General features: G+C 69.6%; 21 protein-coding genes and 1 riboswitch. Of the genes, 9 read left to right on the top strand and 12 right to left on the bottom strand.

What is annotated here, in order from left to right; translation table 11 throughout:
* The first annotated feature begins 52 nt into the window (after positions 1-52).
* Positions 53-664 carry a DUF6584 family protein gene (locus tag ACIO1C_RS24230; protein WP_401866735.1) on the top strand — a complete coding sequence of 204 codons (612 nt, stop codon included), beginning with the start codon at positions 53-55 and terminating at the stop codon, positions 662-664.
* Here ACIO1C_RS24230 and ACIO1C_RS24225 read toward each other — a convergent pair.
* On the bottom strand, positions 558-1,586 hold the full coding sequence (locus ACIO1C_RS24225) for a ribonucleotide-diphosphate reductase subunit beta (RefSeq protein WP_401866733.1): 1,029 nt from the start codon (positions 1,584-1,586) through the stop codon (positions 558-560). The two genes, ACIO1C_RS24230 and ACIO1C_RS24225, sit on opposite strands and share 107 nt — an antisense overlap.
* The gene (locus ACIO1C_RS24220) at positions 1,586-4,027 is read right to left on the bottom strand and encodes a ribonucleoside-diphosphate reductase subunit alpha (RefSeq protein WP_401866731.1); all 2,442 of its coding nucleotides are present in this window, start codon (positions 4,025-4,027) and stop codon (positions 1,586-1,588) included. The genes ACIO1C_RS24225 and ACIO1C_RS24220 overlap by 1 nt, the downstream gene beginning before the upstream one ends.
* Before the next feature lie 143 nt (positions 4,028-4,170).
* Positions 4,171-4,303: riboswitch (cobalamin riboswitch) on the bottom strand.
* 102 nt (positions 4,304-4,405) lie between these two features.
* On the opposite strand from ACIO1C_RS24220, the gene ACIO1C_RS24215 reads away from it, so the two are divergent.
* Positions 4,406-4,990 (top strand): Uma2 family endonuclease, encoded by a 585-nt coding sequence (locus ACIO1C_RS24215; RefSeq protein WP_401866730.1) that lies wholly within the window; start codon positions 4,406-4,408, stop codon positions 4,988-4,990.
* 62 nt (positions 4,991-5,052) lie between these two features.
* Here the strand turns inward: ACIO1C_RS24215 and mctP are convergent, their stop codons facing one another.
* From mctP to ACIO1C_RS24200, 3 genes are all read right to left on the bottom strand, one after another.
* A complete protein-coding gene (gene mctP, locus ACIO1C_RS24210) occupies positions 5,053-6,687 on the bottom strand; it encodes a monocarboxylate uptake permease MctP (protein ID WP_401866728.1) in 1,635 nt (544 codons plus the stop codon).
* Complete coding sequence (locus tag ACIO1C_RS24205) at positions 6,684-6,977, bottom strand: DUF3311 domain-containing protein (protein WP_401866727.1); 294 nt, start codon at positions 6,975-6,977, stop codon at positions 6,684-6,686. The genes mctP and ACIO1C_RS24205 overlap by 4 nt, the downstream gene beginning before the upstream one ends.
* A 124-nt stretch (positions 6,978-7,101) precedes the next feature.
* Positions 7,102-7,866 (bottom strand): GntR family transcriptional regulator, encoded by a 765-nt coding sequence (locus tag ACIO1C_RS24200; protein WP_327238539.1) that lies wholly within the window; start codon positions 7,864-7,866, stop codon positions 7,102-7,104.
* A gap of 281 nt (positions 7,867-8,147) precedes the next feature.
* On the opposite strand from ACIO1C_RS24200, the gene ACIO1C_RS24195 reads away from it, so the two are divergent.
* The 4 genes from ACIO1C_RS24195 to ACIO1C_RS24180 all read left to right on the top strand — a co-directional run bounded on the left by ACIO1C_RS24195 (position 8,148) and on the right by ACIO1C_RS24180 (position 13,073).
* On the top strand, positions 8,148-9,434 hold the full coding sequence (locus ACIO1C_RS24195; RefSeq protein WP_401866726.1) for an extracellular solute-binding protein: 1,287 nt from the start codon (positions 8,148-8,150) through the stop codon (positions 9,432-9,434).
* A 131-nt stretch (positions 9,435-9,565) separates the two neighbouring features.
* Complete coding sequence (locus ACIO1C_RS24190) at positions 9,566-10,588, top strand: carbohydrate ABC transporter permease (protein ID WP_401866724.1); 1,023 nt, start codon at positions 9,566-9,568, stop codon at positions 10,586-10,588.
* A 68-nt stretch (positions 10,589-10,656) separates the two neighbouring features.
* Positions 10,657-11,475 (top strand): carbohydrate ABC transporter permease, encoded by an 819-nt coding sequence (locus tag ACIO1C_RS24185; protein ID WP_327238538.1) that lies wholly within the window; start codon positions 10,657-10,659, stop codon positions 11,473-11,475.
* A gap of 8 nt (positions 11,476-11,483) precedes the next feature.
* The gene (locus tag ACIO1C_RS24180; RefSeq protein WP_401866722.1) at positions 11,484-13,073 is read left to right on the top strand and encodes a glycoside hydrolase family 3 protein; all 1,590 of its coding nucleotides are present in this window, start codon (positions 11,484-11,486) and stop codon (positions 13,071-13,073) included.
* A gap of 119 nt (positions 13,074-13,192) precedes the next feature.
* Here the strand turns inward: ACIO1C_RS24180 and nagB are convergent, their stop codons facing one another.
* A complete protein-coding gene (nagB, locus tag ACIO1C_RS24175; RefSeq protein WP_401866720.1) occupies positions 13,193-13,975 on the bottom strand; it encodes a glucosamine-6-phosphate deaminase in 783 nt (260 codons plus the stop codon).
* 527 nt (positions 13,976-14,502) lie between these two features.
* On the opposite strand from nagB, the gene ACIO1C_RS24170 reads away from it, so the two are divergent.
* Entirely contained in the window at positions 14,503-15,999 is a 1,497-nt protein-coding gene (locus ACIO1C_RS24170; protein WP_327238537.1) for a PAS domain-containing sensor histidine kinase, read from the top strand.
* 228 nt (positions 16,000-16,227) lie between these two features.
* Here the strand turns inward: ACIO1C_RS24170 and ACIO1C_RS24165 are convergent, their stop codons facing one another.
* Together ACIO1C_RS24165 and ACIO1C_RS24160 are read right to left on the bottom strand one after the other, a co-directional pair.
* The gene (locus tag ACIO1C_RS24165) at positions 16,228-16,485 is read right to left on the bottom strand and encodes a WhiB family transcriptional regulator (protein ID WP_004937597.1); all 258 of its coding nucleotides are present in this window, start codon (positions 16,483-16,485) and stop codon (positions 16,228-16,230) included.
* Between the two features lie 315 nt (positions 16,486-16,800).
* Positions 16,801-17,769, bottom strand: a complete 969-nt coding sequence (locus ACIO1C_RS24160) for a diacylglycerol/lipid kinase family protein (RefSeq protein WP_401866718.1) — start codon at positions 17,767-17,769, stop codon at positions 16,801-16,803.
* Between the two features lie 120 nt (positions 17,770-17,889).
* Here ACIO1C_RS24160 and ACIO1C_RS24155 point away from each other — a divergent pair, with 120 nt between their 5' ends.
* The gene (locus ACIO1C_RS24155) at positions 17,890-18,366 is read left to right on the top strand and encodes a hypothetical protein (protein ID WP_401866716.1); all 477 of its coding nucleotides are present in this window, start codon (positions 17,890-17,892) and stop codon (positions 18,364-18,366) included.
* A gap of 506 nt (positions 18,367-18,872) precedes the next feature.
* On the opposite strand, the gene ACIO1C_RS24150 is transcribed toward ACIO1C_RS24155, so the two are convergent.
* From ACIO1C_RS24150 to ACIO1C_RS24135, 4 genes are all read right to left on the bottom strand, one after another.
* Entirely contained in the window at positions 18,873-19,937 is a 1,065-nt protein-coding gene (locus tag ACIO1C_RS24150) for an RNA polymerase sigma factor SigF (protein WP_401866714.1), read from the bottom strand.
* Entirely contained in the window at positions 19,934-20,347 is a 414-nt protein-coding gene (locus ACIO1C_RS24145; protein WP_161306966.1) for an anti-sigma regulatory factor, read from the bottom strand. Before ACIO1C_RS24145 ends, ACIO1C_RS24150 begins: the two co-directional genes overlap by 4 nt.
* 242 nt (positions 20,348-20,589) lie before the next feature.
* Positions 20,590-20,850 (bottom strand): UBP-type zinc finger domain-containing protein, encoded by a 261-nt coding sequence (locus ACIO1C_RS24140; protein WP_401866713.1) that lies wholly within the window; start codon positions 20,848-20,850, stop codon positions 20,590-20,592.
* A gap of 10 nt (positions 20,851-20,860) precedes the next feature.
* Complete coding sequence (locus ACIO1C_RS24135; RefSeq protein WP_401866892.1) at positions 20,861-22,156, bottom strand: RNA-guided endonuclease InsQ/TnpB family protein; 1,296 nt, start codon at positions 22,154-22,156, stop codon at positions 20,861-20,863.
* A gap of 107 nt (positions 22,157-22,263) precedes the next feature.
* Between ACIO1C_RS24135 and ACIO1C_RS24130 the strand changes: the two genes are divergently transcribed.
* Positions 22,264-23,862 carry a Na+/H+ antiporter gene (locus tag ACIO1C_RS24130; RefSeq protein WP_401866711.1) on the top strand — a complete coding sequence of 533 codons (1,599 nt, stop codon included), beginning with the start codon at positions 22,264-22,266 and terminating at the stop codon, positions 23,860-23,862.
* Positions 23,863-23,865: the final 3 nt, after the last annotated feature.

Raw genomic sequence — 23,865 nt, 5'->3', positions numbered from 1 at the left:
CCCTCCCGGAAAAGCCTTCGCCTCGATCCGCCGGCTCACCGACCATGGGCGCATGGCACCCACAGACACCCTGGCGCGGGTCGAGGCGGACCTGGCCGCCGGGCGGACACCTCTGGCGCGTCAGCGGTTGCGCGGCCTCGTCGCCTCTTACCCGTGCGACCTGACGCTCCGGCGCCGGCTCGCCGACATCCACCGGCTCTACGGCGACCGTGCCGAGGCCGGGCGGTGGACGTACCTCGAAGAGGACAGGGACGCCGGCGAGACCGCCGCCTTCGAGGCGCGGTACGCCACCCCCGAGCGGCTCATGCGGGCGCTGGCCTGGCACGGGCCCGAGGCGCTCGCCGCCTCCACGTTCGCCGCCGCGCAGCTGGCCGCCGTACGGACCGCCTGCTCGGCCGCTTTCGGGCGGCCCGTCGACTGGGACTCCGTACCGACGGCCGCAGCGGACGAACCCCAGGGGGACGCACGGCCGTTCGGCCTGCTCGGGAAGCTCCCAGAAGCGCGCCCCCCCCCCGCCGCAGCGGAGGCGGGGCGCGCCCCGGTCGTACAACAGCGGCCTAGAAGTCGTCGTCGAAGCCGACCGACCCCTCCACCGCCACCTGGTACGCCGACGGGCGGCGTTCGAAGAAGTTGGTCAGTTCCTGCACACCCTGGAGCTCCATGAAGGAGAACGGATTCTCCGAGCCGTACACCGGCGCGAAGCCCAGCCGCTGGAGGCGCTGGTCGGCGACGCACTGGAGGTACTCGCGCATCGACTCCGTGTTCATGCCCGGCAGGCCGTCGCCGCACAGGTCGCGGCCGAACTGCAACTCCGCCTCGACGGCCTCCTTCAGCATGTCCGTGACCTGCTGCTGGAGCGCGTCGTCGAACAGCTCCGGCTCCTCCTTGCGTACGGTGTCCACGACCTCGAAGGCGAAGTTCATGTGCATCGTCTCGTCACGGAACACCCAGTTGGTGCCGGTGGCCAGGCCGTGCAGCAGACCGCGCGAGCGGAACCAGTACACGTACGCGAAGGCTCCGTAGAAGAACAGCCCCTCGATGCACGCCGCGAAGCAGCTCAGGTTCAGCAGGAAGCGGCGGCGGTCCGCCTTTGTCTCCAGGCGGTCGATCTTCTCCACCGAGTCCATCCAGCGGAAGCAGAACTGCGCCTTCTCGCGGATCGACGGGATCTCCTCCACCGCGTCGAAGGCCGCCGCGCGGTCGTCCGGGTCGGGCAGATAGGTGTCGAGCAGCGTCAGGTAGAACTGGACGTGCACGGCCTCCTCGAAGAGCTGGCGGGAGAGGTACAGCCGCGCCTCGGGGGAGTTGATGTGCTTGTAGAGCGTCAGCACCAGGTTGTTCGAGACGATCGAGTCGCCCGTCGCGAAGAACGCGACCAGCCGGCCGATCATGTGCTGCTCGCCGGGCGAGAGCTTGGCGAGGTCGGCGACGTCGGAGTGGAGGTCGACCTCCTCCACCGACCAGGTGTTCTTGATCGCGTCGCGGTAGCGCTCGTAGAAGTCCGGGTAGCGCATGGGGCGCAGGGTCAGCTCGAAGCCCGGGTCGAGCAGGTTCTTCTCGGCGGGACTCTTCTCGGGGGAACTCATTACTGGCAGGCCTCGCAGGACTCGGGGTTCTCCAGGGAGCAGGCGATCGCGTCCGCGTCCGGAACCATCGGGTTCGCGGGGGCCGGGGACGCCTGCTGGAGCGGGATGGTGGTGGCGGCCGCGCCGGCGGGCGCGGGCACGGTGGCCGCCGCCTGGGCGCTCCCCGCCGCGCGGGCGATGCGCGTCGCGGGGCGCGAGCGCAGGTAGTACGTGGTCTTGAGGCCCTTCTTCCAGGCGTACGCGTACATCGAGCTGAGCTTCCCGATGGTCGGCGTCTCCAGGAACAGGTTCAGCGACTGGCTCTGGTCGAGGAACGGCGTACGGGCCGCCGCCATGTCGATCAGACCGCGCTGCGGGATCTCCCACGCGGTGCGGTAGAGCTCGCGCACCTCCGCCGGGATCCAGGTGAAGCCGGCCACCGAGCCGCTGGACTCGCGCAGCGCCTCACGGGTCTGCGCGTCCCAGACGCCCAGGTCCTTGAGCTCCTGGACCAGGTACGAGTTGACCTGGAGGAACTCGCCCGACAGCGTCTCGCGCTTGAAGAGGTTGGAGACCTGCGGCTCGATGCACTCGTACACGCCCGCGATCGAGGCGATGGTCGCCGTCGGCGCGATCGCGAGGAGCAGGGAGTTGCGCATGCCGCTCTTCGCGACGCGGGCGCGCAGCGCGTCCCAGCGCTCCGGCCAGTTCAGCTCGACGTCGTAGTGGTCGGGGTGCAGCACGCCGGCGGCGGTACGGGTCTCCGACCACGCCGGGAGCGGGCCGTTGCGCTCGGCGAGCGCGCAGGACGCCTCGTACGCGGCCAGCATGATCCGCTCGGCGATCTTCGTGGAGAGCGCGGCGGCCTCGGCGGAGTCGAACGGCAGGCGCTTCTTGAAGAAGACGTCCTGGAGGCCCATCGCGCCCAGGCCCACCGGACGCCACTTGGCATTGGAGCGGCCGGCCTGCTCGGTCGGGTAGAAGTTGATGTCCACGACCCGGTCGAGGAAGGTGACGGCCGTACGGACGGTCTCGTCCAGCCGCTCCCAGTCGATCTCGCCCGAATCGAGCACGAAGGCGCCGAGGTTGACCGAGCCGAGGTTGCAGACGGCGGTCTCGCCGTCGTCCGTGACCTCCAGGATCTCCGTGCAGAGGTTGGAGGAGTGGACGACCTTGCCGGGCAGGGCGGTCTGGTTGGCCGTACGGTTCGACGCGTCCTTGAAGGTCATCCAGCCGTTGCCGGTCTGGGCGAGCGTACGCATCATGCGGCCGTACAGCTCACGGGCCGGGATGGTCTTCCGGGCCAGGCCGGCGGCCTCCGCCCCGCGGTACGCGGCGTCGAACTCGTCGCCCCACAGGTCCACGAACTCCGGCACGTCGGCGGGGGAGAACAGCGACCACTCGCCGTCCGCCTCGACGCGGCGCATGAACTCGTCCGGGATCCAGTGGGCGAGGTTCAGGTTGTGCGTACGGCGGGCCTCCTCACCGGTGTTGTCGCGCAGCTCCAGGAACTCCTCCAGGTCCGCGTGCCAGGTCTCCAGGTAGACACAGGCCGCGCCCTTGCGCCGGCCGCCCTGGTTGACCGCCGCGACCGAGGAGTCCAGGGTCCGCAGGAACGGGACGATGCCGTTCGAGTGCCCGTTCGTGCCGCGGATCAGCGAGCCGCGCGAGCGGATGCGGGAGTACGAGAGGCCGATGCCGCCCGCGTGCTTCGACAGGCGCGCGACCTGGTGGTAGCGGTCGTAGATCGAGTCCAGCTCGTCCAGCGGGGAGTCCAGCAGGTAGCAGGAGGACATCTGCGGGTGGCGCGTACCGGAGTTGAAGAGCGTCGGAGAGGACGGGAGGTAGTCCAGGCGGCTCATCAGGCGGTAGAGGGAGGCGACCTCCTCCAGCGCGCGGACGCCGGTGTCCTCGGCGAGACCGGCGCCGACGCGCAGCATGAAGTGCTGGGGGGTCTCGACGACCTTGCGGGTGATCGGGTGGCGGAGCAGGTACCGGCTGAAGAGGGTACGGAGCCCGAAGTAGCCGAAGCGGTCGTCGGCGTCCGGGTCGATCAGCGCGTCCAGGAAGTCGGCGTGCAGCGCGACGAAGTCGGCCGTACGGTCCGCGATCAGGCCCTCGCGGTGCCCCACCGCGACGGACGCGGAGAACGCCACGGCGCCCTGGCTCGCGGCCTCTTCGGCGATGGTACGGGTGAGCAGCCGGGCGGCGAGCCGGGAGTAGGCCGGGTCCTCGGAGATGAGCCCCGCGGCCGCCTCGGTGGCGAGCTCGCGCAGCTCGGCCTCGTCCGACCGGGCGTTGCGGCCGCGCAGCGCGGCGCCGGCGACGCGTCCGGGGTCGGTGTCGGGCAGATCGGCGGTCAGGTCGGTCAGGAGCCGCAACAACGCGGTCCCGGGTCCGTCGGTCTCCTGCGCGGAGACCTCGGAGATGCCTGAAGCCGGATCGGCTGGCGCGATGGTCACGTGGTGCTCTCCCTCGCTCGGCTCTGGGCCGTCGGCGGGGAAGCGGGGGCGCGTGGATCCGGCACGGCCCGTCTCCGGGCAGCACGAACCACGGCGTCTCCGGCCCAGCCTCGGGGCCCGGACGTCCTGGCATCCGGTTCGGTCGAGCCGGACGCGTCGCCGGCAGGTATTCGGACTCACGGGTATGACAAAGCACACCACAGCAGACCGTTGCGGGACAGTTCCGGATTCACACCGGATTCCCCTGCGTCGACAACGAGGTTGAGCATACATCTGGGGGGCGCACGGTGAAGCACCCCCTAGATGTTGTGTCGCGCCCCACTTCGCCCGCCTGTGTCGGACCTCTCCGCTATCGTCGTTGGGACAAGGAGGTGCGTCATGACAGCCCCTGATTACACGACCCAGATCCTTCCCGAGGAGTTCGACGAAGCCACCCGGATACTGGCCCGGACGATAGAGGGCATCCGGCTGGAACTCATCGACGGGAAGATCAGGAGCAGGGTTGTGCCGGACGGGGACCACGACACCATCGTCGAATGGCTGACGCGTATCTGCATGCAGTCCCGGCCCGAGCTGTGGCTCTACCCCGATCGCGGGCTCCAGGTACAGGAGTACCGAAGCGGGAGGGCACGCCCGGACGGTGTGCTGGCCCCCAGCCGCGTCTTCGCAGGCCAAGGAGAATGGGCCGACCCCACCCCCGTCCTCATGGCCGTCGAAGTCACTTCGTACGACTCCGACACCGACGAGCGGGACCGCGTGCAGAAGCCGCGTGCGTACGCCCAGACCGGCATCCCGGTCTATCTGCTGATCGACAGGGACAGCTGCGTAGTGACCGTTTACAGCGAGCCTGATGGCGCTAGGTACGAGAACACCCACACCGTGCCGTTCGGCAAGGACGTCAGGCTCCCTGACCCCGTGGGGATCACCCTGGAGACCGAGCAGCTCAAGGAATGGGTGCGCTGACGACGGACGGGCCGCCGGATGGTTCCGGCGGCCCGTCGTGTGTCATGCGTTCCCGCAGCCCCTCAGCGCACCGGGTCCGGGTCCGCCGGAGCCAGGGGGAGGTCCTTCTTCACGCCGGGGTCGCCGATGTCCGCCGTGTAGTCCGACGGGCTGGTCTCGTCCACGCCCTCCGGGGCCTTGGCCGCCTTCAGGACGAAGGTCAGGACCACGCTCACCACGAGGTTCAGCACGAACGCCGTCAGGCCGATGTAGCCGATCTCGCCGATTCCGGGGATCTCCTTCGAGGAGCCGCCGAAGTGCGCCTGCGTCGGGCTCGCCACGCCGTACGCCGCGATCGTGCCGTACAGCATGCCCACCGCCCAACCCGTGAGCAGGGCCCAGCGGTGGAACCAGCGGGTGAAGAGGCCCCCGACCAGCGCCGGCATCGTCTGGAGGATCCAGATCCCGCCCAGCAGCTGGAAGTTGATCGCGACCGTCTTGTCCATCGTCAGGACGAAGGCCAGCGCCCCCACCTTCACCAGCAGCGACACCATCTTGGAGACCTTCGTCTCCTGCGCCGGGGTCGCGTCCGGTTTGATGAAGTCCTTGTAGATGTTGCGGGTGAAGAGATTCGCCGCCGCGATCGACATGATCGCGGCCGGCACCAGCGCCCCGATGCCGATCGCCGCGAAGGCCACCCCGGCGAACCAGTCGGGGAACATGTTCTCGAAGAGCTGCGGGATCGCCAGCTGCCCGTTGTCGACCTTCACCCCGGCGGCGATCGCCATGAAGCCGAGCAGCGCCAGCAGGCCCAGCATCAGCGAATACAGCGGCAGGATCGTGGTGTTGCGCCGGATCACCTCACGGCTGCGGCTGGAGAGCGTCGCCGTGACCGAGTGCGGATACATGAAGAGCGCGAGCGCCGAGCCGAGCGCCAGCGTCGCGTAGCCCCACTGCTGGGCCTCGCCCGGCGCGAGCGCGCCGCGTGGCGCCCCGGTCGCCGGGTTCTTCTGCGCGAACGCGTCGCCCGCCTTCGCGAAGATGTCGTCGAAGCCGCCCAGTTTGATCGGGATGTAGATGATGGCCACGATGATCACCAGATAGATCAGGGTGTCCTTCACGAACGCGATCAGCGCGGGCGCCCGCAGACCCGAGGAGTACGTGTACGCGGCGAGCACCGCGAACGCGATCAGCAGCGGCAGGTCCTTCACGAACCAGTTCGTGTCCTCGCCGCCGCCGACGCCCATCACGTCCAGCACCGCCTGGATGCCGACCAGTTGCAGCGCGATGTACGGCATCGTCGCGAGGATGCCGGTGACGGCGACCGCCAGCGACAGGCCCTTCGAGCCGAACCGGCCCCGGACGAAGTCCGAGGTGGTCACGTACCCGTGCTTGTGCGACACCGACCAGAGCCGGGGGAGGAAGGTGAAGATCAGCGGATAGACGAGGATCGTGTACGGCACGGCGAAGAAGCCCGCCGCGCCCGCCGCGTAGATCGCCGCCGGCACGGCCACGAAGGTGTACGCCGTGTAGAGGTCACCGCCGAGCAGGAACCAGGTGACCCACGTCCCGAACGACCGCCCGCCCAGGCCCCATTCGTCGAGGCTCTGCTCGTTCTCCGCGCGGCGCCAGCGCGCCGCGAGGAACCCCATGACCGTGACGGCCAGGAAGAAGAAGATGAAGACGCCGAGGGCGACGCCGTTCACACCGTCGTTCATCGCGACGCACCTCCCGCGCGGGACCCCGTACGGGAGCGCTGGTCGCGCTTCCACAGCTGGTGGGCGATCATCGTCAGCACGGCCGACACGACGACCCAGAGCATCTGGTACCAGTAGAAGAACGGGATCCCGATGTACGTCGGTTCGGTCTTCGCGTACGAACCCACCCAGAGCAGCGCCACGAAGGGCGCGATCAGGCAGAAGGCGATGATCACACGTGCGGGTGTGACCGTCGGTGGAGGGTTCTCCTCAGGTGCTTCTGAAGGTGCTGCTGGAGGTGCTTCTGACATGCGCGGCTCCGTCCCCTCACTGCTCGCCGTGTGACTGATCGCTTTCGCAACGCGCAGGAAATCTAGGGGACGGCCCCGGCCGAGGGAAGACCGCGACCGGTCGGTCAGTCGGTCAGTCGGTCGGTCAGTCGGTCGGCCTGCGCAATCTCGCCACGAACTTGTAACGATCGCCGCGGTACACCGACCGTACCCACTCCACCGGTTCGCCGTTCCCGTCGATCGAGTGGCGCGACAGCATCAGCATCGGCAGCCCGACGTCGGTGCCCAGCAGCCCGGCCTCCCGCGGGGTGGCGAGCGAGGTCTCGATCGTCTCCTCGGCCTCGGCGAGGCGCACGTCGTACACCTCCGCCAACGCCGTGTAGAGCGACGTGTACTTGACGAGCGAGCGGCGCAGCGCGGGGAAGCGTTTCGCCGACAGGTGCGTGGTCTCGATCGCCATCGGCTCCCCGCTGGCGAGCCGCAGCCGTTCGATCCGCAGCACCCGCCCGCCTGCGGTGATGTCGAGCAGCCCGGCGAGCGTGTCGTCCGCCGTGACGTACCCGATGTCCAGCAACTGGGATGTGGGTTCCAGTCCTTGGGCCCTCATGTCCTCCGTGTAGGAGGTGAGCTGGAGGGCCTGCGAGACCTTGGGCTTGGCCACGAACGTGCCCTTGCCCTGGATGCGTTCGAGCCGTCCCTCGACGACCAGTTCCTGGAGTGCCTGCCGAACCGTCGTTCTCGACGTGTCGAACTCGGCGGCGAGAGTACGCTCTGGCGGAACCGGTGTGCCGGGGGGCAGCGTCCCCGTCATATCGAGCAAGTGCCGCTTGAGACGGTAGTACTTGGGCACGCGCGCCGTGCGTACGGGAGCCGTACCCTCGGACTCCGTACCGCTCCCGTCCGTGGCCATGGCCTGCCTTCCCGACTGTGCTGCTGCCGTCACCGGCTCCTCCGTCTGTCGCGGCTCACATGGTGGCACGGACCGCTCACGGGTCGTCGCCCCTCCTCAGGTGTCGGTCCGATAACGGACGCGACTGTCCTTCTTATACACCCTTGACACCCCCAAAGGTCTAGGCCAAGCTCCCGGTACTGGTCTAAACCATTTAAGGCCAAGCCCCCGACCCCACAGTCACTACTAGTCGTATGGCTTCGCGGTGGGCAGCAGTTGCAGGCATCCCTGAGGAGGGTGGCGTGAAGCGCAAGCTCGTCGCGGCGATAGGTGTCGCGGGCATGATGGTCAGCATCGCCGCATGTGGTTCGGACGACGACAAAGGTAGCGACACAAAGGCCGGCGGCAGCAAGAACCTGACCGTCTGGGTCATGGACGGCTCCGCCCCCGACGCCTGGATCAAGGGTGTCAACAAGGAGTTCGAGGCGGCCCACAAGGGCGTCAAGGTCAAGGTCGAGATCCAGCAGTGGAACGGCATCCAGGAGAAGGTCACCACGGCCCTCTCCGAGGACACCCCGCCGGACGTCCTCGAACTCGGCAACACCCAGACCGCGGGCTACGCGGTCACCGGCGGTCTCGCGGACCTCACCGGTGACAAGGCGGCGCTCGGCTACGACGGCTGGAACAAGGGCATGCTGGCCTCCACCGAGCTGGACGGAAAGCTGTACTCCGCCCCTTGGTACGCCGCCAGCCGCGTCGTCGTCTACGACAAGGCCATCTTCAAGAAGGCCAAGGTGACCCCGCCGACCACGCGTGACGAGTGGATCGCCGGCCTCAAGAAGATCCAGGCGTCGGACAAGAAGGTCCAGCCGATCTACCTGCCCGGCCAGAGCTGGTACGTGTACTCCGGCTTCGTCTGGGACGAGGGCAGCGACCTCGCGGTCAAGGACGGCGACCAGTGGAAGGGCAACCTGGCCTCCCCCGAGGCCACGGCCGCCATCAACTTCTACAAGGAACTCCAGTCCTTCTCCACCGGCCCCAAGGACAAGGACGAGGCGACCCCTCAGCAGTCCACCGACGTCGTGCCCAAGGGTGACGTCGCGTCCTGGATCGGCCTCGGCTGGGAGGCCGGCGGCGCGATCGACGCCATCAAGAAGGCCGGCAAGACCGCCGACTTCGGCTACTTCCCGATCCCGGGCAAGACCGCCGACAAGCCGGGCTCCGTCTTCTTCGGCGGCTCCAACCTCGCGGTGGCCGAGCGCTCCCCGAACAAGGACCTCGCCAAGGAGTGGCTGGCCCTCGCCGCGGGCAAGGACCAGATGGCCAAGTACGCGGAGGCCACCGGCGGCGCCCTGCTGCCGAACAACGACGCGTCGCAGTTCGCGCCCCCCGCGGCCTCGTTCGCCGAGGCCATGGCCAAGTCGGCGCCCGTCGGCAAGATCACCCCGGTCACCCCGGGCTGGGCGAACGTCGAGACCGCGCCCAACCCGATCAAGGACTTCATGACGAAGGTCCTGAACGGTGAGGACCCGAAGAAGGCCGGCGAAGCGGCCGACAAGGTCATCAACGAGCGCCTCAACCAGCAGTAGTCGTCACCACCCGGTGGTGCGGGCGGTGTTCTGCACCGGCCGCGCCACCGGGTTTTGTTCGTGCACAGCGGCCCGTCGTCCACGGGTCGCGCCCGGCGGGCGCGGGAGCCCCAGAACCGCGAGGAAAGACCATGACCGTGCACTCCCAGGGAGCGGTGACCGCCGCACCCGAGGACGCGCCCGGAAGGGCGGCAGGGGAGTCGACGACTCCGCCTCCCCCCACCGGATCCCAGGAAATCCACACCCCTCCACGCGGTAGACGCTCCCGGCTCGGCGGGCTGGTGCCGTACCTGCTGATCGCCCCCGCGGTCCTCTCGATGGCGGTGCTGCTCCTCTATCCGCTCGTCAAGAACGTGATCCTCTCCTTCCAGCAGGTCAACAGGAAGGAACTGATCACCCGGCTCCCCGAATGGGTCGGCTTCGACAACTACACGGAGCTGCTCAAGGACCCGGACTTCTGGACCGTCGTCGTCCGGAGCCTCGTCTTCACGGTCGCCAACGTCGTCCTGATCATGCTCCTCGGATCGCTGATCGGCGTGCTGCTCAACCGCCTCGGCACCAAGATGCGCCTGGTCCTCTCGCTCGCGCTCATGCTCGCCTGGGCCATGCCCATCGTCGCCTCCGTGACCGTCTTCCGGTGGCTCTTCGACGAGCAGTTCGGCGTCGCGAACTGGGTGCTCCGTACCCTCGGATTCTCCGGCTACGAACAGCACAACTGGTTCGAGACCGGCTTCTCCACCCTCGTCATCGTCACGCTGCTGATCGTCTGGGGCTCGATCCCCTTTGTCGCGCTCAACATGTACGCCGGTCTCACCACCATCGGCAGCGAGCTGTACGAGGCCGCGAAGATGGACGGCGCGAACGGCTGGCGCACCTTCTGGTCGGTGGTCTTCCCGAACCTCAGGCCCTTCTTCATGATCACCACGTTCCTGGAGATCATCTGGGTCTTCAAGGCATTCGCGCAGGTGTACGCGATGAACCAGGGCGGCCCGGACCACGCGTCCGAGACCCTCCCCGTGTACGCGTACATCACCGGCCAGGGCCTGTTCCGCTACGGCCTCGCCGCCGCGATCTCCGTACTGACCATCGTGATGCTGATCGCCATCATGTCCTTCTACTTCCGCCTGATCCTGAAGCAGGAGGAGGAGCAGTGAGCACCACCCTCACCAAGCCGCCCGCCGACGCGGTCCCCGCCGCCCCCGCGGTCCGCAACAAGAAGCCCGTGCGGCCCGGCGCGATCGCCAAGAACGTCGGCGCGCTCCTCATCGCCCTGGTCCTGATCTTCCCGGTCTACTGGATGTTCGCGTCCTCGCTGAAGCCGCAGAGCCAGATCCTCACCAAGGACCCGGTCTTCGTCTTCACCCCGACCTTCGAGAACTACACCAAGGCGACCGGCGTCGACCTGTTCTGGACGTACGTCACGAACAGCCTGATCGTCACGATCGGCGCGGTGCTCATCTCGCTGGTCGTCGCCCTGGCCGCCGCCTTCGCCATCGCACGGATGAAATTCCGCGGGCGCAAGGGCCTGGTGCTCGGCGTCATGATGGCCCAGATGGCACCGTGGGAAGTCATGGTCATCGTGGTCTACATGATCGCCCGTGACGGCGACTACCTCAACAGCCTCGGCACCCTGACGGCGATCTACTTCGTCATGGTGCTGCCCTTCACCATCTGGACCCTGCGCGGCTTCATCGCCGCCGTCCCGGTCGAGCTGGAGGAGGCGGCGCTGATCGACGGCTGCAACCGCGGCCAGGCGTTCATGAAGGTGATCTTCCCCCTGCTGGCCCCCGGCCTGATGTCGACCTCGCTCTTCGGCTTCATCACCGCCTGGAACGAGTTCGCGATGGTCCTGATCCTGAACAAGGAGAAGGAGTCGCAGACGCTGCCGCTCTGGCTGACCCAGTTCCAGACCGCCTTCGGCAGCGACTGGGGTGCGACCATGGCCGCGTCCACGCTCTTCGCCCTCCCCGTGCTCCTCGTCTTCGCCTTCCTCCAGCGCCGCGCCGTCGGCGGTCTGACGGCCGGCGCGGTGAAGGGATAACACCACCCATGACCACACTCCTGACGGGTACGGACACCCTCACCCGCGACGCCCTCGCCGTCCTCCAGCCGGGCTTCGCCGGGGCCACGGCCCCGGACTGGGTCCTGCGGCGGATCGGCGAAGGCCTGTCCTCCGTCGCCCTGTTCGGCCGCAACATCCGCACCCCGGACCAGATCGCCGCGCTCACCGCCCAGCTGCGGGCCGAGCGCGACGACCTCCTCGTCGCCATCGACGAGGAGGGTGGTGACGTCACCCGCCTGGAGGTCAGGCACGGCTCGTCCTTCCCCGGCAACTACGCGCTGGGTACGGTCGACGACCTCGACCTCACCCGGGGCGTCGCCAGGGAGCTGGGCCGCCGGCTCGCCGCGTGCGGGGTGAACTTCAACTGGGCGCCCTCCGCCGACGTCAACTCGAACCGGAACAATCCGGTCATCGGGGTACGGTCCTTCGGCGCCGATCCCGACCTGGTGGCCCGGCACACCGCCGCGTACGTCGACGGTCTCCAGAGCGCCGGCGTCGCCGCCTGCGCCAAGCACTTCCCCGGGCACGGCGACACCGCCGTGGACTCACACCACGCGATGCCCCGCATCGAGGTGGACCTGGACACACTGCACGCCCGTGACCTGCTGCCCTTCCGGGCGGCCGTCGCGGCGGGTTCCAAAGCGGTGATGAGCGCGCACATCCTGCTTCCCGCGCTCGACCCGAACCGCCCGGCGACGCTGAGCCCGCAGATCCTGCTCGGCCTGCTCCGTGAGGAACTGGGCTTCGACGGCCTCATCGTCACCGACGGCATGGACATGGAAGCCATCGTCGCCACGTACGGGATCGAGCGCGGCACCGCCCTCGCGATCGCGGCGGGCGCCGACGCGATCTGCGTCGGCGGCGGCCCGTCGGACGAGGGAACCGTACTGCGGCTGCGCGACGCGCTGGTGGCGGCGGTACGGGACGGCGAACTGGCCGAGGAGCGTCTGGCCGACGCGGCCGCGCGGGTGCGCGCGCTCGCCGACTGGACGGTTCGGGTCAGGGGGGCTTCGGAGCCGGGCGCGGATTCACCGGAGGGGACCGCGCCCGGCACCACAAGCGTGACCCTGAACGGCGCTGTGAGCGCTCCCGCGACCGGCACCGCGGACGACGCCCCGATCGGCCTGGTGGCCGCGCGGCGCGCGGTGCGGGTCACCGGGGCGGGCAAGCCGCTCGACGAGGCGCCGTACGTCGCCGCCTTCACCCCCATCGCGAACATCGCCGTCGGCGACGAGACGCCGTGGGGCGTGGCCCCGGAGCTGGCGCGGCTGCTGCCCGGCACCGAGACGGGCGCGTACAACAGCGCCGGGATCGACGGTACGGACACCGCCGCGCTGACCGGGAAGGTGCTCGCGGCCGCCGGTGACCGCACGATCGTCGCCGTCGTGCGGGACGTGCACCGGCACGCGTGGATGGCGGACGCCCTGGACGCGCTCCTCGCGGCGCGGCCCACGACGGTGGTGGTCGAGATGGGCGTGAACGAGGCGGAGCCCAGGGGCGCGCTGCACATCGCCACGCACGGCGCGGCACGGGTGTGCGGCACGGCGGCGGCCGAGGTCATCGCGGGCCGCGTCTGAGGAGCTGAGTCCCGGCCGGTGGCGTTGTCCTGGCCGGGACGGAAATGACGAGTGCCGGACCGCCCCCCGTGGGTGGTCCGGCACTCGTCTTCGTACGTCCGGAGAAAGCGTGGTGGTCCTTACAGCCCCTGCCAGTCCGGCTTGGCGGCGTAGGTGTCCCGGAAGTACTCCGCGAGCTTGAGCTTCGAGGCCGCGGCCTCGTCCACGACGACCGTGGCGTGCGGGTGCAGTTGCAGCGCGGAGGCGGGCACCAGCGCGGCGACCGGTCCCTCGACCGTCTGGGCCACGGCCTCCGCCTTGCCCTCGCCGGTGGCGAGCAGGATCAGGTGGCGTGCTTCCAGGATCGTCCCGATGCCCTGGGTGATCACGTGGTGCGGGACGTCGTCGATGCTGTCGAAGAAGCGCGCGTTGTCCTCGCGGGTCTGCCGGGTCAGCGTCTTGATGCGGGTGCGCGAGGCGAGCGAGGAGCACGGCTCGTTGAAGCCTATGTGCCCGTCCGTGCCTATGCCGAGCAGCTGGAGGTCCACTCCGCCGGCCTCGGCGAGCGCGCGGTCGTACGCCTCACACGCCGCCAGGATGTCCTCGGCACTGCCGTCGGGGCCCAGGAAGGACTCCTCGGAGAGGCCCAGCGGCGCCAGGACCTCGCGCAGGACGACCGAGCGGTACGACTCCGGGTGGCCCTGCGGCAGTCCCACGTACTCGTCGAGCTGGGCGATCCTGGCGCCCGAGGCGTCCACCGCCCCGGACCCGACGAGGGCCGACAGCGCCCGGTAGATGGGCAGCGGGGTCGATCCCGTGGCCACACCGAGGAGGGCGTCGCGCTTGCGGTGCAGCAGCGCGGCGATGGTGTCCGCGATGAGTTCGCCGCCTGCCGTGGCGTCCTGGACGATGACAACTTCCACGCTGGGGCCTGCCGATCTGAGGAGAGGGCTTTTTGTGGTATAGACCAATCTAGCAGAGGGGACGCACAGGTCCAGGGGTCCAGAGGGCCGGGCGGGCGGGTGCGTGCGCCGGGCGCGGATGACGGAAACGCGCCGGGGCGCGGGGCCGGGGCGGGCGCCCCCGGGGGCCGAAACACCCGCGGGCCGCGGCGCCGCGACGGGACCCTCAACCCGTCCGGCACCGCAGCCCGGAGTTACTACGGCCGGCAGGTGTGCGGTCCCGCACGGCCGTGGGGGAGGCCTCGGCGCAGTCAGGGCAGAGAGCGCCGGGTACCTCGTTCCGCGCTCCTGTGCGGGGAGCGCGGAAGCTCTTTACCGAATCATTGTGGACTAGACCATTCCGCCCTGTCCATCCATTCGGCAGGCGATTTCCGGCCCTTGGCGGCCCCGGAGAGAGCGGGCCGGTGGCCGGCCCGCGGCCCGCCCGGGAGGCCTGATCGCGGTTCGTCCTGGTTCCTGCCGCGGGTACGCTCCCCTGTGTGCCCTCCATGAACGACCTCGTCCGCCAGCACACCGCCCTGAGCGAATCCGACCTCGAGTGGCTTCACCTGCTGGTCTCGGAGTGGCAGCTGCTCTCCGACCTGTCCTTCGCCGACCTCGTGCTGTGGGTGCCCACCCGGGACGGTACGCGCTATGTCTCCGTGGCCCAGATGCGCCCCAACACCGGCCCCACCTCCTACCAGGACGACATGGTCGGCCACCTCGTCCCCCGGGGCCGCAGACCGCTGCTGGACGCCGCGCTGGACGAGGGGCGGATCGTCCGCGAGGGCGACCCGGAGTGGCGCGAGGAGGTGCCCGTACGCGTCGAGTCCATCCCCGTACGCCGGGAGGGCCGCGTCCTCGGCGTCATCGCCCGCAACACCAACCTGCTGACGGTCCGCACGCCCAGCCGGCTGGAGCTGACCTACCTCCAGTCCGCCTCCGACCTCGCCCAGATGATCGCGGCCGGCTCCTTCCCGTTCCCCGGCCAGCAGGTCGACATGGACGCCTCCCCGCGCGTCGGCGACGGACTCATCCGGCTCGACGCCGACGGGGTCGTCCAGTACGCGAGCCCCAACGCCCTCTCGGCGTATCACCGGTTGGGACTGGCGTCCGACCTGGTGGGACATCACCTCGGACGGACGACCGACGAACTGGCGCCCGCCCGGGGCCCGGTGGACGAGGCCATGGTCAAACTGGCCAGCGGCTACGCCCCCCGGGAGACCGAGGTCGAGGGCAGCGGCGGGGTCATCCAGCTGCGCGCCATCCCGCTCAAACCCAAGGGCGTCCGGATCGGTTCGCTGGTCCTCTGCCGTGACGTGACGGAACTGCGCCGCCGCGAGCGGGAGTTGATCACGAAGGACGCCACGATCAGGGAGATCCACCACCGGGTCAAGAACAACCTCCAGACGGTCGCCGCGCTGCTCAGGCTCCAGGCCAGGAGGATGGACTCACCGCAGGGCCGGGAGGCCCTCAACGAGGCCGTACGGCGCGTCGGTTCGATCGCGATCGTCCATGAGACGCTGTCCCAGAATCTGGACGAGCGGGTTGAGTTCGACGAGATCGCCGACCGGGTCCTCGCGATGGTGGCGGAGATCTCTCCCGGGGTGGTCGCCTGCCGGCGTACCGGACGCTTCGGGATCCTGGACGCCGAGGTCGCCACCCCGCTCTCGATGGTCCTCGCCGAAATCCTCCAGAACGCGCTGGAACACGCCTTCGCGCCGGGCGAACAGGGCCGGGTCGAGGTCTCGGCGGTCCGCAGCGGCGAACAGCCGGCGGCGAAACGCGGCGAAGGGGTGCGCTCCGACGCCCGGTTGCTGATCACCGTTCAGGACGACGGTGTCGGTCTGCCCGAGGGGTTCGACCCGCAGCGGACCGGAAATCTGGGGCTCCAGATCGTACGGACCCTGGTGGAGGGGGAGTTGGGCGGCAGCTTCGACATGGTCCCCAACCCCGGGGGCGGCACCCGTGTGGTCCTCGACATACCGGTGGAGCCGCAGAAGTAGTCGCCAGAAGTAGCCGTAGGGGTGAGGCCGTTCGACCCCGTTCGTCTCACCCCAAGCATCGAGCCCCTCACCCCAAGCATCGAGCCCCGGACCGTGGTGACGGTCCGGGGCTCGGTTCGAAGCTCACATTGCGATGCGCATCGGGGGGTACTGCGCGCTGCGTTTCGGGGGCGGGGCCGTGCGCACTCTCTGTGCGCTCCGCCTGGCCGGGGCTCGTTGCGGGGTGGGTCAGGCGGTCGCGTTACGCGCCCGGTTGCGAGCGGCGCGGCGCTTCATTGCGCGGCGCTCGTCCTCGCTGAGGCCACCCCAGACACCCGAGTCCTGGCCGGACTCGAGCGCCCACTGCAAGCACTGCTCCATGACGGGGCAGCGACGGCAGACGGCCTTGGCTTCCTCGATCTGCAGCAGCGCAGGACCGGTGTTGCCGATGGGGAAGAAGAGCTCGGGGTCTTCCTCGCGGCAAACGGCGTTGTGACGCCAGTCCATGGCTGCTACCTCTCTTGGTGTGACGAACATGTTGCTTGTGAATGTGAACGCTTTCACGAATCCCCCGACAAGGGAAGGGCCGACCGCCAGACAAGCTGGTGTGGTCCTTGAATGAGGAGGGGTTCTGGTTCTCAGGGAGGCCGGTGTTGCGGGCCGTCCCGATCGCCATGTAGAGATTCGCAAACCTCGGCGGCGGATACAACCCCTTCAGGAAAGTTTTTTTTGATTCCTCGGTGACGACTCCGTCACAGCCGTACTTCCATGGGGTGGATGCCAGCCTAAACGTTCGAGTGGAAGGACTTTGTGTCCTTCCACTCACACAATCACACGCAGTGCACGGCGAACGCCTGTGAACGTCACACTGGTGCGCAGTCCCAGGTGGTCGCCGTCCATCTGGAAGGGCAGACGCGCCTTGGAATGCAAGGTGAAGTCCGTCAGGTCGTGGAGCGACACGGCATGGCGCCCGTGGGGTCCTTTTTCAGGGGACGAAGTGAGCAATTGGGTCGCGTACCGCGCCACCGCCGCAGGGCTCAGACTGTTCAGCCCGAGCACGTCCAGCGCGGTGTCGAACGAGGCGCCGGGAGACGCGTACAGCGGACGATTGCCCAGGTAGGACCAGGGGGCGGTGTTGCAGACTATGGACAGGACGAGGTCCGTCACGGGGTCCTCGCCGGGGCGGTCCAGGGTGATCATCCCGTGCCGGCGGTGGGGCTCCTCCAGGAATTGCCGTACCACCTGGCGCACATAGAGGGCGTGCGTCGATCTTTTCCCGCGCTCCCTCTGTTGTTCGACCCTTCCGACCACTCCCGCGTCGAATCCGAATCCGGCACAGAAAGTGAACCATCGTGACGGAACCGATTCGTCCTCCGTCCCCGGAGTCCCGGCCGCCAGTCCCAGGCCGACCGTACGTTCGCTCTGCCGGGCCAGGGCGTCCAGAATCGCGCCGGTCGCCTCGACCGCGTCATTGGGCAGTCCGAGCGCACGGGCGAACACATTGGTCGAACCGCCGGGAACCACCGCGAGACGCGGCAGCCGGTCCGGGTCGGGCCCGTTGTGGAGCAGCCCGTTCACGACCTCGTTGACCGTCCCGTCCCCGCCGAGGGCGACCACCAGTTCTATGTCGTCCGAGTCCGCCGCCCGCCGGCCCAGGTCCCGGGCGTGCCCGCGGTACTCCGTCGTCACGGCCTCCAGCTTCATCTTGCTGGCGAGCGCGTGGATCAGCACGTCACGGGTGCGGGCACTGGTGGTGGTTGCTGCCGGATTGACCACGAGGAGTGCGCGCATGGTCAGCAGATTACCGGCCGGGGCGCGGTCAGGTCGCCTCGGGACGGGGGAGGCCTACCCGGCGGTACGGGAAGAGGCCTGGCCGGCCGCGCGGGAAAAGGCGGCGGCTACCCTGCTGGGGTGAGCAGCAGCGAAGAGACCGGCCCCGCGTCCACGCCCGCGTCCCCGCCCGCGCAGGCCCCCGCGTCCGGCCCGCGGCCCCCGCGTGTGACCGCGCTGGCGGCGCTCTGCGGGCTCGAGGCCCTCACGCTGCTCGGCGCCGGCGGGTATCTGCTGGTCATGGGGTTGCTGGGACGGCCGGACAGCCCCCGGCAGGCCGAGACGGGCGGCCTCACCGTGATCGCCCTCGCCCTGCTCCCGCTGCTGGCGGTCCGGGGCCTGCTGCTGCGGCGCTCCTGGAGCCGGGGCCCCGCGCTGATCATCCAGATCATGGCGCTGCCGGTCGCGTGGACCCTGCTCCAGGCGTCGGGCATCTGGATCCCGGCCGGCATCGCGCTCGCGGCGGTGGCCGTGACCGGGTTGGTCCTGCTGCTCCACCCGACGACGACCGAGGCGCTCGGGATCGGCCCCGGGGCGCGCGACTCGACCGGCGACTGACTCCTGAGGCGTGTCCGCGAAGCGCCGTCCGGCCCGCGACGGCGGCCACGTGCGTGCGTCGCGTCGTCCCGCCCCCGACGGCCGGTACCTGCGCGCGTCGTCCCGCCCCCGACGGCCGGTACCCGCACGCGTCGCGTCGTCCGACCGGGCGAGCGCACCGGCTACGCGCCCGGTCCTCGGCCTTGCGCCGGCCCGCGCGGGACGCCGCGGCCACGCCCTGCGGGCCACGCCCTGCTGGCGAACGACGCCTCTGAGCGGTCACGCCCCAGGGGCGGTTCGGCAGGTGACTCCGCCCGCTACTCTCGGCGGCGGTCGGCCCTGATCGCCACCGCACCGGGTGCGGGCGCCGCGTCGGCGGTGCACCGTCGCGGCCCCGGCGGGGCGTGGCCCGCCCGGCGACCGCCCGGTGGCCCGGCCCGGCCCCCGCCACCCGGCGGGCTGTCCACCGGCCCGGCCCCGGAGGGCGGGGGCGGGGAGCCTCGGAGCCGTACCGATTGATGCTTGTCCTACTCCTCGACCAGCAGGCGCTCGCGCAGCTGCGCCAGCGTCCGGGCCAGGAGGCGGGAGACGTGCATCTGCGAGATGCCGACCTCCTGCGCGATCTGGGACTGCGTCATGTTGCCGAAGAACCGGAGCAGCAGGATCCGCTTCTCGCGCGGCGGCAGATCCTCCAACAGCGGCTTGAGCGACTCGCGGTACTCGACGCCTTCCAGCGCCTCGTCCTCCGAGCCCAGCGTGTCCGCCACGGCCGGCGACTCGTCGTCCGTGTCCGGGACGTCCAGCGAGAGCGTCGAGTAGGCGTTCGCCGACTCCAGCCCCTCCAGGACCTCCTCCTCGGAGATGCCCAGCCGCTCGGCCAGCTCATGGACCGTCGGCGACCGCCCGTGCTGCTGCGACAGCTCCGCCGTAGCCGTCGTCAGCGACAGCCGCAGCTCCTGGAGCCGCCGCGGCACCCGCACCGCCCAGCCCTTGTCCCGGAAATGCCGCTTGATCTCCCCGACGACCGTCGGCGTCGCGTACGTCGAGAACTCGACACCGCGCTCCGGGTCGAACCGGTCCACCGACTTGATCAGACCGATCGTCGCGACCTGCGTCAGATCGTCCAGCGGTTCGCCGCGATTGCGGAATCGTCTCGCCAGATGCTCCACCAGCGGCAGGTGCATCCGCACCAGCTGGTTCCGCAGATCCGCCTTCTCCGGCGACCCGTCCGGCAGCTCGCGCAGCGTGACGAACATCAGCCGCGCACCGCTGCGGTCGTGGGGATCGTGCTGCTTCTGCTCGGTGCGCTCGGTGCGCTCGGTCTGCTCGGTCTGCTTGGGGTGCTGCTGCTCGCTCTGCTCGCTCATCGTGGCCGCCCGCTCTGCCTGCGCCTGCTCCGCCGCGGCCTTCTGGCCGTCAAGCCCGTCCTCCGGGTGGGGACGGGCCTGCTGCTCCGGGATGCCCGCGGGAGCGAGCACGGGCTCCACCGGAGCCCCGTGCCCTTCTCGCGGTCCCGCCGGCCGGGATCCTTCCGGCCGCGCGTCCCGTGGGACGCGCCCCTCGTCACGCACCGGCCCTTCCCCGTTCCTCACGCCGGCCCGGGTCCCGCGCCGCGCTGTTTGTACAGGCTGATGGAGACCGTACGGTCCTCCGCGACCGTCGAGTCGACCTTTCCGGCCAGTGCGGAGAGCACCGTCCATGCGAAGGTGTCCCGTTCCGGAGCCCGCCCGTCGGTGGTCGGCGCCGAGACGGTCACCTCCAGGGAGTCCTCGACGAGCCGGAAGACGCAGCTGAGGACGGAGCCGGGCACGGCCTGCTGGAGCAGGATCGCGCAGGCCTCGTCCACCGCGATGCGGAGGTCCTCGATCTCGTCGAGGGTGAAGTCCAAACGCGCCGCGAGGCCGGCCGTGGCCGTACGCAGCACGGACAGGTAGGCACCCGCAGCGGGCAGCCGGACTTCCACGAAGTCCTGGGTCCCGGGCTCGCCTGCGATCTGGGACACCCTCACCTCCAAGGTGGCACAAGCTCTTCAGGGCTCCGGACAAGGGACGTCCCGAAGCCTCGCGGTACGTAGTCGGTACGCAGCCGGTCTGGACTGGCGACGCTATCGCGATCCATAGTGCCCTGTCGCCGGACCCCCGTCCGACGGGTGTCACTCATGGTAAGCCTATGAGTACGGAAAGTCGCCGGACGTGCGGCGCCCTCAAATACAAGAAACCGGCGGAGGGTTGACGTACCCAAGCGTCAGACGATCGAACCGTCCGCGTAACACCACCGCCAGCTCTCTCCGGGTTCGATACTCCTCATGACCTCATGATCGGTGTTCTTGAAATGCTGTGTGGCGTGTTGGTACGGCGAGGAGTCGCAGCACCCCACGTTCCCGCAGACGAGGCAGAGCCGTAGCTGGACCGGATGACTCCCGACCGCGAGGCACTCCAGACAGGTGTCGCTCTGCGGTTCGGGCTCGGGGCGCGGCAGTTCCGCGGCATGCAGGCACTCGCTCATGATGGCCAGGTTACGACGCCCGACGAGGGCGACGGCGACTCGTGAGGACGGTGTGGTGACTCCGCCCCCGGCCGGAGCCGCGGGCTTCTCGCTCTGCCGGGTCGGCGTGACGACGGGCCAGCCCGGCCCGTAGAACGTTGGTGGCTCCGACTGTGTCGGCGTGTCCGGTGTGGCCGCAGGCGACGCAGTGGAATTTCTCCTGTGTGGGCCGGTTTTCCTTGGCGGTGTGCCCGCATTCGGGGCACACGCGGGAGGTGTTGCGGGGGTCCACGGCGATCACTTCCCGTCCGGCGCTTTCAGCCTTGGCGTGCAGGATCGCGAGGAACACCCCCCATCCGGCGTCGGCGATGCTGCGGTTGAGTGCGGCCTTCGCGGCTGCCCCGTTGGGCAGGAATCCGCCCGGACGGTCGGGATTGGGCTTGGGTGCGGGGGCCTTCTTCATGTTGCGGATCTTGAGGTCCTCGTGCGCGATGAAGTCGTGCGTACGGACCAGAGCGAGGGCGGTCTTGTGCGCGTGGTCGAGGCGTCGGCGTCGTACCTTGCCGTGCAGCCCCGCGACCTTCTCCACGGCTCGCCGGTGGTGGGCGGTGCGGTCCTTCGCCTTGCGGCGCGGGAACCGGGACAGGGCCCGCTGTGCGGCTTCGAGCTTCGCGGCGGCGGTGCGGCCGTGGCGTGGGTTGGGGACGAATCCGCCGTCTGAGTCGGCGAGGAAGTGGGCGATACCCAGGTCGATCCCGACCACGCTGCCGGTCGGAGGGAGCGGCTCGGGTCGCTCCTGCTCGGCGGTCAGCACGACGAACCACTTGCGGCCCTCACGCTTCACCGACACCGTCTTGACCCTGCCGATCACCGGTCGGTGCCGGTTGACTTTCACCTGCCCGACGCCCTGGAGGCGGACACGGGTGGCCCGATCGTGCGGGGCCGCGTCCCAGCGGCAGCCGTCGCCGTCCTTCGGGAACTCGACCGTGTCGAACCAGTTCACCCCGCGAAAGCGGGGGTAGCCGGGTGCGTCTCCGGCTTTCACCCGGCGGAAGAACGCGGCGAAGGCTTTGTCCAGGCGGCGCAGCGTCGCCTGCTGCGAGGAGAACGACCAGCGTCCTTGATGCTCCGGGTCGAACGCCCGGATATCCCTGAGCTGTGCGGACTGCGTGCCGTACTTGACGCTGGTCCTCGACGGGTGCCGGTAGGCGTCGCGGCGTTCCTGCAAGGCCCCGTTGTAGAGGGAGCAGTGGTCACGGAGCATCTCGCCCAGGGCGGCCGTCTGCCGCACGGTGGGCCGCATCAGGAATTTGTACGCACGGATCACCCCGCCACCCCCTCCGATACGCACGGAGCACTCAATACTCCGCTTCTGGGCCAGGGATTGTATTCCCGCCTTGTCCGGAGCCCGGGATATCCTGCGAAGATCTGGGGATGGACGTATTGCCGCTGGTCGCGTTGGTGGCGGGGAGCGCGGCGATCGCCGGCGCGGCCCGCAGGACGCCGGTGCCCGCTCCGCTGCTGCTGGTGACCGTGGGGCTGATCGCCGCGTACGTGCCGGGCGTGCCGGACTACACGCTGGATCCGCACATCGTGCTGCCCCTGCTGCTGCCGCCGCTCCTGTACACGGCCGCGGTGGACAGTTCGTACCTCGATCTGCGCGCCAACATCCGGCCCGTCGCGCTGCTCTCGGTGGGGTACGTGCTCTTCGCGACGGTCGTGGTCGGCTATCTCGCCTATCTGCTGGTGCCGGACCTGCCGCTGACCGCCGCCCTGGTGCTCGGCGCCGTCGTCGCGCCGCCGGACGCCGTCGCGGCCACCGCCATCGCCCGGAAACTGGGTCTGCCGAGCCGGATAACGACCATCCTCCAGGGCGAGTCGCTGGTCAACGACGCGACCGCGATCACCGCCTTCAAGGTGGCGCTCGCCGCGGCCGTCGGCGAGGGCGCGAGCTGGGGCGGCGGGCTCGCCGAGTTCGCGCTCGCCTCCTTGGGAGGCGTCGGCATCGGGCTGGTGATGATGGTGCCGCTGCACTGGCTCCGTACGCATCTGAGGGAGGCGCTGCTCCAGAACACCCTCTCCCTGCTGATCCCGTTCGTCGCCTACGCGGCGGCCGAACAGGTCGGGGCCTCGGGGGTGCTGGCCGTCGTGGTCGTCGCCCTCTACCTCGGCCACCGCTCCTGGCAGGTCGACTTCGCGACGCGGCTCCAGGAGGCGGCGGTCTGGAAGATGGTCGCCTTTGTCCTGGAGTCGTCCGTCTTCGCGCTGATCGGACTGCAACTGCCCTTCGTCCTCAGGGGCCTGGGGGAGTACGGCGTCGGGGAGGCGCTCCTGTACGCCGTCGGCGTCTTCGTCACCGTGGTGGTGGTCCGGTACATCTGGGTCTATCCGGCGACCTTCCTGCCGCGCAAGCTGTTCCCCAAGATCAGGGAGCGTGAGCCCGACACCGACTGGCGGTCGCCGCTGATCGTCGGGTGGGCGGGGATGCGCGGGGTGGTCTCCCTGGCGATCGCCTTCTCGATCCCGCTGACGATGCACGACGACCAGCCCTTCCCGGGGCGCAACCTCGTCCTGTTCCTGACCTTCACCACCGTCATCGGGACGCTGGTCGTGCAGGGGCTCACCCTGCCGCCGCTGATCCGGCTGCTGAGGATCCCGGGGCGCGACGTCCAGGCCGAGACGCTGGCCGAGGCGCAGGCGCAGAGCGAGGCGTCCAGGGCGGCGGAGGAGCGGCTGGACGAGCTGCTCGCCGACGAGAGCAACGCGCTGCCGCAGCCGCTGGCCACGCGGCTGCGCGCCGTCCTGGAGCGCCGCCGTAACGCCGTGTGGGAGCGGCTCGGGACGGTCAACGAGGTGACGGGGGAGTCGGCCGACGACACGTACCGGCGGCTGTCGGGGGAGATCCTGGAGACGGAACGTTCGGTCTTCGTGGAGCTGCGGGACCGCCGGGCGATCGACGACGAGATGATGCGGACGCTGCTGCGGCGGCTGGACCTGGAGGAGGCGTCGGCGTACCGGGAGGAGACGCCCTAGCCT

Source organism: Streptomyces sp. NPDC087420 (genome assembly GCF_044744165.1).
Lineage (GTDB): Bacteria > Actinomycetota > Actinomycetes > Streptomycetales > Streptomycetaceae > Streptomyces.
This window is presented reverse-complemented; position numbering and strand designations above follow the sequence as displayed.

Bases quoted from the DNA above. Each gene is read 5' to 3' on its own strand.
- ACIO1C_RS24230 (WP_401866735.1), top strand. From the start codon at position 53: ATGGCACCCACAGACACCCTGGCGCGGGTCGAGGCGGACCTGGCCGCC.
- ACIO1C_RS24225 (WP_401866733.1), bottom strand. From the start codon at position 1,586: ATGAGTTCCCCCGAGAAGAGTCCCGCCGAGAAGAACCTGCTCGACCCG.
- ACIO1C_RS24215 (WP_401866730.1), top strand. From the start codon at position 4,406: ATGACAGCCCCTGATTACACGACCCAGATCCTTCCCGAGGAGTTCGAC.
- mctP (WP_401866728.1), bottom strand. From the start codon at position 6,687: ATGAACGACGGTGTGAACGGCGTCGCCCTCGGCGTCTTCATCTTCTTC.
- ACIO1C_RS24205 (WP_401866727.1), bottom strand. From the start codon at position 6,977: ATGTCAGAAGCACCTCCAGCAGCACCTTCAGAAGCACCTGAGGAGAAC.
- ACIO1C_RS24200 (WP_327238539.1), bottom strand. From the start codon at position 7,866: ATGGCCACGGACGGGAGCGGTACGGAGTCCGAGGGTACGGCTCCCGTA.
- ACIO1C_RS24190 (WP_401866724.1), top strand. From the start codon at position 9,566: ATGACCGTGCACTCCCAGGGAGCGGTGACCGCCGCACCCGAGGACGCG.
- ACIO1C_RS24180 (WP_401866722.1), top strand. From the start codon at position 11,484: ATGACCACACTCCTGACGGGTACGGACACCCTCACCCGCGACGCCCTC.
- ACIO1C_RS24170 (WP_327238537.1), top strand. From the start codon at position 14,503: ATGAACGACCTCGTCCGCCAGCACACCGCCCTGAGCGAATCCGACCTC.
- ACIO1C_RS24165 (WP_004937597.1), bottom strand. From the start codon at position 16,485: ATGGACTGGCGTCACAACGCCGTTTGCCGCGAGGAAGACCCCGAGCTC.
- ACIO1C_RS24160 (WP_401866718.1), bottom strand. From the start codon at position 17,769: ATGCGCGCACTCCTCGTGGTCAATCCGGCAGCAACCACCACCAGTGCC.
- ACIO1C_RS24140 (WP_401866713.1), bottom strand. From the start codon at position 20,850: ATGAGCGAGTGCCTGCATGCCGCGGAACTGCCGCGCCCCGAGCCCGAA.
- ACIO1C_RS24130 (WP_401866711.1), top strand. From the start codon at position 22,264: ATGGACGTATTGCCGCTGGTCGCGTTGGTGGCGGGGAGCGCGGCGATC.